This window comes from Dellaglioa sp. CoH-57-MRSF-18 (assembly GCF_056781995.1).
In genome coordinates this window covers 1-251 of record NZ_JBXAXX010000255.1, presented here as the reverse complement: position 1 = coordinate 251, position 251 = coordinate 1, and the positions used below count along the sequence as shown (strand labels likewise).

The window sequence follows — 251 nt, the reverse complement described above, 5'->3', positions numbered from 1 at the left end:
GGTAAGCCGCGATACGATGAAGCTGGCCTTCCGATTCAAGCAGGTATTCTCGGACCCGAATCGCGGAGAAACTCGTGGCCGGATCGTGACACATGCATATCTCTACCTGCTGAACGACTCGGAAAAGCTGGTGGAGGTGAAGGCCGATGACGACTTCGCAGAAGTGAAATGGGTGCCGCTCGGCCTGCTTGATCCTGCCGAGATGTATTCTGATCACTACTGGATCATCCACAAGATGCTTGATTCGCTGC

The 251-nt window shown here is 54.2% G+C and carries 1 protein-coding gene; it reads left to right on the top strand.

Going from position 1 to position 251, the window contains the following annotated elements; translation table 11 throughout:
• On the top strand, nucleotides 1–251 hold a 251-nt coding region (locus AC1RPG_RS08900), incomplete at both ends, for a hypothetical protein (RefSeq protein WP_481762624.1).